We start from the raw sequence: 4,545 nt of genomic DNA on the forward strand, positions 1-4,545 counted from the left end.
TGTTCAACGGATATGAAGCCCTGTATCAGTCCGGTCCTTCTAAAAAAAGAGGCGAGACTCTGGTGGGTGTGACCTTTGGGGACAAAAGCTTTGCTGTAATGATTATGGGGTCTTATAAAACCACAGATAAGGCAGCAAAGGAAGAGTTGCTGAAGATCATGAAGACTTCTTTCTATGAAAAGTCTTTTGAGTTGGACCCGCTGGAGCTGGTCAGTTATGAATTCGATCCGGGAATCCTGAATTTCAAGCTGGCGCAGTCTATGGGCAAAATGCTCATCTATACGCCTAATGGAAAAGATGACCTGGGTACCGGTAAGGATGTTCCCATGGTGCAGATCACAACCATGGAGAGCCCCAGTCTGGAGGCGGCAAAGGAGTTTGTGGATCAGGCTATTGCCGGGTTTGGCAAGAAAGGGGATGTAAATGACCTGGTTAAAGAAACATTTATTGTTGATGGAAAGGAAGTATACGGAGTATCGCTGAATCTTAAAACCACAGAAGGAAGTACAAATGTTTTTATGGCGGTGATGTTCAATGGTAACCTCGCGCTGATATTTTCCGGATTGGATAATAACGAGCCGGGCTTGATGGAGAAATATAAGGAGACAGTCCGTTCAATCAGGTTCTGATGGAAAAGAACTTTAAAGATATTCAATGGGTAGTGCAGAGAAACCTTACCAGCCAGTCAGACCTACTGGCTTTGAAGGAAGCCTGCGAGAAGACTGGTGTAGATTTTATCGAACTGGAAATTATCCCATTTTCAGATCAGTTGCCGGAATTCGACAGAAGTAAAAGATCCATTTTATATGGGTCCACCACTTTCAATGAATTGGCCTACAGGGAGCCTGCGCTGCGCCCGGGGCTCTTTTTTTACCCTGAGCATTTTTCTATTGAGAATTATTTCGACAAATGGGGGAGGAGGATGCTGAATTTTGAAGCATCTGTTACAACATTCAATCAACTGATAAAAAAAGAATATCCCGCAGATAAATTGCTTTTCATCCGTCCGGATGAAGACAATAAATCCTTTGCCGGTGAAGTAAGGCGGTTTGATGAGATAGAAGAATGGTATGAGCAATTGAAAGAACTGGAAAGCGCCAGGTTGTCTTCCGATACCAGGATCATCGTTTCTGAGCCATATAATTTACAATATGAATGGAGGTTGTGGATCGTGAACGGGAAGATGGTGGCTGCATCCAAATACCGGGAGTACTTTAAGTTGACGAAGGAAGAAGGATGCCCGGCAGAAGTTGCTGCCTTTGCTGAAGCAAGATGCCGGGAGTATACACCGCATGATGTGTTTGTGATGGATATCTGTTTGTGTGGTGATGAGTATTTTATTGTGGAATGTGGCTGCATGAATGCTGCCGGTTTTTATCATGCCCGGATAATCGATATCGTGAAGGCGGTTACGGAGTTTTTTGCGTCGGCTGGAGCCTGAACCCTTTCGCCCTGATTTTTTGCCGGGATTTATGTAATCATATATGAGACCGCATCTGAGAAAGGGCCGACTATACAGAACCATATAAAACGGCAACATTTGCCTGAACTAACACCTTATTGTATGCTGAAGTACATTTTCTCATCATTCCTGGTTTTTTCTTCCCTCTTCGCCGCAGCTCAGAATCGAACAAGAGATTTTGCGATCACATTGCCAGAGCAAAGGATTTCAAACAGTTTATACAGCAGGATCCTGGTAATTGATGGCAGGTTTGATACTTCACATATGGGAGTCGTGCAAATGGGTGCCTTTAACGCCAGGGCAAAGGTAATCCCTGTAGTGCCATTTCCTGTTCAGCTGCAAAATGTATTACAGGGTTTGACTGACAGCTCTGCAGGTGCCGGCGGATTGTTGCTACATCTTCATCAACTCAGCTTTGCTGAGGTAACTGGTGCTGTAAGCGAGCGTGGATATTATTATTTCAGTGCTGATCTCTATGCCAATAATAATGGTTCATACCAGAAACTTGGGAGTATCGATACAGTGGTGATGATCAAATCAATGGATGTAACCAAAGCGTTGTTCAGGCATGGCAGCAATACCATTCATTCATTTCTGGGCCAGCATCTGCAACGGAAGCCCGCATCAGAAGAACGGTTCAGTTATGATGACATACTGCACATGGCTGAAATTGAAAAGAAGAAAATAAAACTATATACCACAGATGCATATGTGAACGGAATCTACAACAGTTATACCTCTTTCTTTTCGCAGGTTCCGGACAGGCAGGCCACAGTGGAATTGAAGAAAGGAAATATATCGAAGATCAGGATCACAGACTCCACGGGCAAGGTACAGAAGCTTAGCTCAGACGATATGTATGCGGTGGTGCACGAAGGCATTGCCTATATAGCTACAGAATATGGGTATTATATGCTACGGAAGGAAAATAATGATTTCTATTTTATTGGCAAGGCCAAAGTAACGGCCAGCACAGGTTCAGTAGTGGCGGCCTCTATGTTCTTCGGGGTCATCGGTGGCCTGATAGCATCCAATGCCCATTCGGATTTTGAGATGAAGATCGATCACAGGAATGGCGGATTTGTGAGATTGAGGGAGATAGTGGTGCCTGCTCAGTAAGTTTTGTGAAAATTATATTGGATTATTGCGGGTTTTATTCGCAGGCAGGTTGGGCCACAGTCTTTGGCCTCAAGCAGCTTATAAAAAGGGAATTTCAGGGTGTTATTTTTTTAGCATTTTCAATTTCAGCAACGATGTTAGCATTGTCGTTACCCATAAAAATGATATTTCCTTTTCTGTCAATTACAAATGTTTCTGGAACGTAATCTACTTTATAGGCATTACCGGCTTTGTTCTTATCATCGAGTAAAACCCGGAAATTATAGTGGTTATCATGGATATACTTTGCCGCTTCCATTTTCATCTTTTCGAAAGATTTGGATTCCCATGTGTCAATAAAAAGAAAGACTATGGAACTGTCATTCGCATATTTCCTGGTTACTTCCTGCATGTGTGGAAACGATGCTTTACATGGACCGCACCAGGAAGCCCAAAAGTCGAGCACTATGATCTTATTTTTAAAAGAGGCTAATGAAACGGTATTGCCATTAAGGTCTTGCAACGTGAAATTTTTTGACTGCTGCGAGCCAAATCGGCTTTTGATCTTTGCAACCATTTTATTCGATGCATATCCCGATATAGGCCTGCTGCCTAGCATTTCAGTATCGCTGATACCTAATCGTCGGTTTAATTGTTCGAACTTTTCAACCAGTTCCGGAAAATCATTGCCTTCTTTAAATTGATCTATTGCCAGGTTTCTCGCAAATTGATCGCCCTTATCTTTTTCGGCATAATTCACCAGTTGCAAAGCAGAGGAAGGAGTAGATCCGGGATCGATGCTTTGACTAACGACAAGCGACTGGTAATAAAATGCGGAATCGTATTTTCCTTGATGAAAAAGTGCCAGAGCATATGTTTCGCGGAATTTGTTAATTGCCTTCTGTAGGGTCTGGTCTTCTGGTTCCCAATGAATCGACTTTCTCACTGATTCAGCAATACGCAAAGATTGCTTTATGAGATGAGAGGCATTGCGCAATGCATCTCCTGCAGAATCAGTATTTACTTCTTCAAGGAGATACTTTGCTTGCGAATTGTAAATAGAGGCCAGATTCATATTATCTCCGAGGCGTTGTTCATATTCTGATAATTTTTCATATTTTTTCTCAGCAAATAGCCATTCAATAATAGCGACATAAAAAGTATATTTCACTTTGTAAGAGGAATCAGTGAATCGCTGTGAAAAATCCCGCATATCATTCAAAATGGAATATTCATTCTTTCCACGCTTGTCATAAAATTCGTTTACATATTTTTCCCGCGCCACTTCACCAGATGGGAACTTACTGATGCATCTGTTCTCAAGCTCACTAACTTTATCATCGAGATGCAGAAACCGGTAAATGTATAGGGCAGTTGCAAGTGATGCGTCACTTCCTTGTGCCTCCATTTTCTTTGCATATTCCAGCATACCAGGCCTGGCGCTTTCTCCTTCCTGCTGGTTGCGCAGAAGCAAGTAATAGCGATATGTTTTGTGGGTTTGGGTCAGACCCGGGGAAATCTTATACGCTTCCTCGAACAACTTTATCATCTTGCTTTGCAGTACACGCCTGTCTAGTCGAAGGGTTACAGGCGCATAGTAACTGAGCAGCAGTGCAGCTTCCACTCTAGCTGCGGGTGCATCTGAAGACTTTTTAATGCATAATATCGTGTAGCCTGAGTCTCTGTTGTTGTCAATCACTTTTCCTCTCTCGTTAGTAATAGTCAAAACAAAAGACTTGGCAGAATCTGGAAGTCTTACAGCAAAGATGTATTTCCCTTTGCTTTTTGTCAAATAGTCTTTCTTAAAAAAATACTCTTCCCCAACTTGATAAACAAAAGAAACAAATATTTTCTGCGGTAAAGCCAACCTCCGGGGTGGGGTATATACATAACTCGCAGTTTCAGTTTTTCCAGGATAAGGTTTGATACTTCCAACGGATTGTGAGCGGGTGTGGGTAACGCAGACAAAAACGAAAAAAACTAGT

At 42.5% G+C, this 4,545-nt stretch carries 4 protein-coding genes; 3 read left to right on the plus strand and 1 reads right to left on the minus strand.

All coding sequences use genetic code 11. The features are described from left to right. From ACTHMC_RS20850 to ACTHMC_RS20860, 3 genes are all read left to right on the plus strand, one after another. The coding region (locus ACTHMC_RS20850; protein WP_440416064.1) for a hypothetical protein at positions 1–629 on the plus strand (629 nt) is incomplete at its 5' end. Next, positions 629–1,441: an ATP-grasp domain-containing protein gene (locus ACTHMC_RS20855; protein ID WP_440416066.1), complete on the plus strand. Its 813-nt coding sequence runs from the start codon at positions 629–631 to the stop codon at positions 1,439–1,441. The genes ACTHMC_RS20850 and ACTHMC_RS20855, both read left to right, overlap by 1 nt. Before the next feature lie 123 nt (positions 1,442–1,564). Then, positions 1,565–2,581 carry a hypothetical protein gene (locus ACTHMC_RS20860; RefSeq protein WP_440416068.1) on the plus strand — a complete coding sequence of 339 codons (1,017 nt, stop codon included), beginning with the start codon at positions 1,565–1,567 and terminating at the stop codon, positions 2,579–2,581. Positions 2,582–2,675: 94 nt separating this feature from the next. Here the strand turns inward: ACTHMC_RS20860 and ACTHMC_RS20865 are convergent. Then, positions 2,676–4,545 (minus strand): redoxin domain-containing protein (locus ACTHMC_RS20865; protein ID WP_440416070.1); only part of this gene is annotated, 1,870 nt, incomplete at its 5' end.

Source organism: Pseudobacter sp., assembly GCF_051955275.1.
Classification (GTDB): domain Bacteria; phylum Bacteroidota; class Bacteroidia; order Chitinophagales; family Chitinophagaceae; genus Pseudobacter.

What these genes read in the sequence shown, in the direction of transcription:
- ACTHMC_RS20855 (WP_440416066.1), top strand. Translation starts at nt 629, where the DNA reads ATGGAAAAGAACTTTAAAGATATTCAATGGGTAGTGCAGAGAAACCTT.
- ACTHMC_RS20860 (WP_440416068.1), top strand. Translation starts at nt 1,565, where the DNA reads ATGCTGAAGTACATTTTCTCATCATTCCTGGTTTTTTCTTCCCTCTTC.